The organism is Caballeronia ptereochthonis (genome assembly GCF_001545075.1).
GTDB classification, from domain to species: domain Bacteria; phylum Pseudomonadota; class Gammaproteobacteria; order Burkholderiales; family Burkholderiaceae; genus Caballeronia; species Caballeronia ptereochthonis.
Genome location: NZ_FCOB02000076.1, coordinates 1 through 3998, shown reverse-complemented (window position 1 = coordinate 3998; position 3998 = coordinate 1). Strand labels below are relative to the sequence as shown.

The 3998-nt window shown below is 58.1% G+C and carries 4 protein-coding genes; all 4 read right to left on the bottom strand.

Features of this window, described 5'->3' with window-relative positions; all coding sequences use genetic code 11:
* Positions 1 to 151 precede the first annotated feature (151 nt).
* Positions 152 to 418: a hypothetical protein gene (locus AWB83_RS35355; RefSeq protein ID WP_087050234.1), complete on the bottom strand. Its 267-nt coding sequence runs from the start codon at positions 416 to 418 to the stop codon at positions 152 to 154.
* Entirely contained in the window at positions 415 to 1212 is a 798-nt protein-coding gene (locus tag AWB83_RS35350; protein ID WP_087050233.1) for a hypothetical protein, read from the bottom strand. The genes AWB83_RS35355 and AWB83_RS35350 overlap by 4 nt, the downstream gene beginning before the upstream one ends.
* A 3-nt stretch (positions 1213 to 1215) precedes the next feature.
* Positions 1216 to 1653: a hypothetical protein gene (locus AWB83_RS35345; protein ID WP_143750160.1), complete on the bottom strand. Its 438-nt coding sequence runs from the start codon at positions 1651 to 1653 to the stop codon at positions 1216 to 1218.
* A gap of 10 nt (positions 1654 to 1663) precedes the next feature.
* Positions 1664 to 3998 (bottom strand): hemagglutinin repeat-containing protein (locus AWB83_RS35340; RefSeq protein ID WP_208636843.1); only part of this gene is annotated, 2335 nt, incomplete at its 5' end.

The window sequence follows — 3998 nt, the reverse complement described above, 5'->3', positions numbered from 1 at the left end:
GCTTCGCGTTGTTGCTGTACCTGCTGGTTCTGCTCTGCATTCGCTCGTGCTGCGGCTGCTTCGTCGGCGGGCGTCGGCACTTGTTGTCCATGACCCGCAAGTGATACCAAGGCTGTCAGCGGCAAAGCCGCTAGTCTCTTTCTGTACTTCGTCACTGCTCTTTGTCCCCGTCCTTCACTTCGTAGCTCTTGCGGGCTTTCTTGCAGCTGTTATCGAAGGGCTTGATTTTTAGCATGTGCGCCCTACTCGCATACCCAGCCAAAGCCGCGACGCCTAACCCTAAAAGCAGGAGAAACCCTCCATAGGGTGCGGGCGGGACATACTTGTAAGCGACAAACATAATCAGAATTCCGACAACGAGTAAGCCAGTCCGCACCCACCGCGCAAAGTTTCCATCCTCTATGAATCGAATTTTCATCGCTTGCCGCTCCAATAGTTGACGAAGTCAGCCCAATACTTATTCAAAGCGTTCTGCGCCTGTTGGCCCGCGTTGCTGTTGTTGAACGTATTCGCAGTCTCGTTGATTGCCGGTCCGAGACCGGGAGCTCGATCTGACAGATTTCCCGCGATCAACCCAGTAACACCCGATACGGCGTATTGACCCACATCTGGCTTGACCGTTTGCGCAATAACGTCATCAGCGAATCCCGCAACCGTAGCCGCATAAGCTGCGGTTGAGAATCCGGCTGAATACGGCGAAGGAATCGTCGCCAACGCAGCCGTTGCAGAGCTGAAGCGCCCCATATTTGTGGATGCCATCGACGCCGCACCCGCAACCGTATTGCGCATGTAATCCGTATCCGACTGATCAAGCTTTGTGAACGGCCCCGTCACATCCACGCTGAAGCCTTTCTTGGCCGTCTGGTCGTACACGATGTTCGGTACGCCGCTCTGTGCTGATCCCGAGTTCGCCAGAATATAGCTCTGCAATTCAGGATTCGGCTGCGGCGTTATTTGCGTCAGAATAGGCTTGCCGTCGTCGGTCGTCCCCGCATACTGCCATTTCGCGCCCGAATCGCTTGGCATCTCTCCGATCAGCGTTGCTGGTGCACCCGATTCCCGATCTCCACCGATTAGCCCGCCCATGATACGCATTTGATCTTCGACGTCGGCTTGAGTGTATCTGCCGTCGCTCTTGTCAGCTATGCTTTTAGCCAGCGTTTTTTCCTTTGCCTTGCTGTCTTGGTGAAGCTGCCGATTGAAGCGGTCCATGGATTAGCCACAATAATCTTTGGTCCCTGCATTAAATTCCATGCTTACCGAGTAAACAGTCTTCTCCGAGCCCTTCACTGAAATCTGGTCAGCTTTCCTGGAAATCGACGCTTTCATTTCGTTTTTGCACATTACGTACACGTGGGAATTTTCTTCGATAGACCTCCAGCCTTTAGCTATAAGAGAATCCTTGAGCATCACTGCCTTTTTTTCGTCCCAAGTCGAAGCATCAACGTTGTACAGTACAAGTGCAGCACCGGTTTTAGCATTTTCATGCCTCGACAGGACTGTCCCGTTCTTGAACATGAAATCTAAATCCGAAACCATCGTCTTCAAATTTTCTTCTGCCGCTGTATGCGAGGGCGTCCGTGCGACAACCCAAATCATCAGCGGGAGCCACAATATCAGCAGTATCAAATTTCTTGCGGAAAGCTTTTTCACGTGCAGTCCTTTATTGTTTCTTGAGTGGATTTGGAATCTGACCGGAGTAGCCGAATGCAGCATTGCCGTCAATATTAGGTGTCTTTGTAAATCCGCCGAAACCCACTCCGAATTCAAACGCGGTTGATCCCCCGATGCTGTGATTGGTACCTAGACATGCGCCGAAAGCACACCCACTTCCACCAACAGACTGACCAGCAAGAAATTCATCCGTAAGCTTCCCCTTATCGGGCGCGTTCTGACCGACGTTATCGGTTATAACTCCTGCCGTGACGGCTCCTCCCACCGAGCGCGACGCGGCAACAGATGCACCGTAATAGAGGTTTCCGTTGTGCGTATTAATGGTCAACCCACCGCCGACTCCGGCGCCGTATTGGATAGTCACATAATCGACCGACCCCGGCCGTTGTGCCGCCATTGCTGCAAGTGACGACTTTTGGTCAGTCTGCGTGTCATCTGTGCTGTACTGGAACAAGCTGCTGCCCGGCGTCTGTCTCACCATGCCGCCATAGCCTGCCGTCGAGAATGAAGCTCCGTTGTAATTCCTCAGTTGCGCTTGTTCGACGGTAAAAGCTGCGCCTTCCTGTTCCAGCGCCGAATACTTCGCATAATTAGCCGTGCCCGGAGCATATTCAGCCGCGCAGTGAACAAGAGCGCAACCTGCCGCTTCCAGACGATGTTCCTTGTCGGCGTCCCCATTGGCCAGGTTTTTGATCGCCTGCTTTTCATCGGGGTGTAGTTGCCGATTGTACCGATCCACGTCATACGCCGATGCCGCGCCCGAACTTCCAGCGATCGCACCGCCGGCAGCGGTCGCGAGCGCATCGGCGACAATGTTACCGAGCGCGTTAGCCGCATCGCTTCCGCCCGCTGCGCCTGCAATGCCGCCGCTCAGGCTGGTGAGCTTGTCGGCCGCGATTGACGAAATCGCCGCACCCGCCGCACCGCCGATCGCTCTCCCGCCGCCGAGGCCTGCGACGAGCGTGCCGCCCGCTACGTGAAGGGCTATGCGGTTCGATCCCCCCTCCGCCCACCGTGGATCGCCGGTTTCGTCGAGCTTGGCGTTCGCATAGTCACCAATGCGCCGCGCCACCGCTTCACCCGCCGTGCTCGCCGCATTCATCGTGTCCGACTGCTTCACGAGGATGTCGTTCACGTCCGGCAGTTTCGCCACCTGCGCGTTGGTGCTCGTCGTGTCACGGCTCAGGCTCGCGATGTCCTGCTGCTGATGCGCGCCGTCCGTGACGTTGATCGTGCCCACACTGATCGCGCTGCGCGTCGTTGCCGTAACGCTGCCGCTGTCGTGCTGACTGATCATCGGTGCGCCGCCGCCCGCGTTCGTACCCGAAGTCGGGCCGTGCGTCGCATAGTTGTTGCCGCCATCGCCGACCGTACCGCCCGCGCTGAAGCCGCTGCTCGATGCGTTGTAGTTCGACTGGTTGATGATGTCGGAGTAGGTCAGCGTGCCCGTATTGAACGTGTTCTTGCTCGCATCCGCCGTACTGGCGATCACTGCGCCCTTGAGGTCCGTATTGCCCTTGACGTTGACATTGAACCCGCCGTCGCCCGCGTAAATCCCGGCCTGTTCGTTGACCTGGGCGTAATTGCCGTTCGCATTGCCGTGCTGCGTGCTATAGGTGCCGCTTGCGCCGCCGTTCGTGCTCACGCTGAAGCCGCCGCCCGAGCTGTCCTGATGCGCGGCGCTCGTCGCGGTATCCTGCACGCTCGCGATGTTCAGATTCCCGCCGACATCGGCATTGATCTGCCTGCCGTGGATCGTTGAGCCCGTGATGTTGGTGTCACCGCCCGAGAGGATCGTCGCGCCCTTGGCTGCATTGATGTGCGTGGCGTTCTGCGCGGTCGAGTCGGTGTTCGCGTTACCGTGCGAGTTCGACGCCGACGCATCCACACCCCAACCGCCCGTGCCGAACGAGACGCCGCCGCTGGCGCTGTGCGAACTGCTCGCGCTGCGGTTCGAATCGGTATCCGTCGTGTTGACGAGACTGACCGCGTTCTTGGCGGCAATCACGACATCGTTCGCGTTCACGCTCGAACCGGCAATCGTCACATTGCCGCTGCCCGCCGTGCCGTTGCCCGTCGCGACGAACGCCGCCGTGCCGCCCGCCGTCACGTTCGAGCCGCGATTGGAAGTCGTGTCGCTCGATGCCGAGCTCTCGCTGTGGCTGCTGCCGTAGCTGACTTCCAGTTTGACGTCAGGCGTCTTGCCGTTCGCCACGGTATTGATTGCGCCTTTACCGGTTCCAAACGCATCGACCGCACCGCTCGCCGCTGCGATCCCGTGCAGCGCCGCCGCCCGGTCATCCTGGCTCTGACTGCCCGCACGC

Coding starts and splice junctions, on each gene's coding strand:
- AWB83_RS35355 (WP_087050234.1), bottom strand. CDS start 418: ATGAAAATTCGATTCATAGAGGATGGAAACTTTGCGCGGTGGGTGCGG.
- AWB83_RS35350 (WP_087050233.1), bottom strand. CDS start 1,212: ATGGACCGCTTCAATCGGCAGCTTCACCAAGACAGCAAGGCAAAGGAA.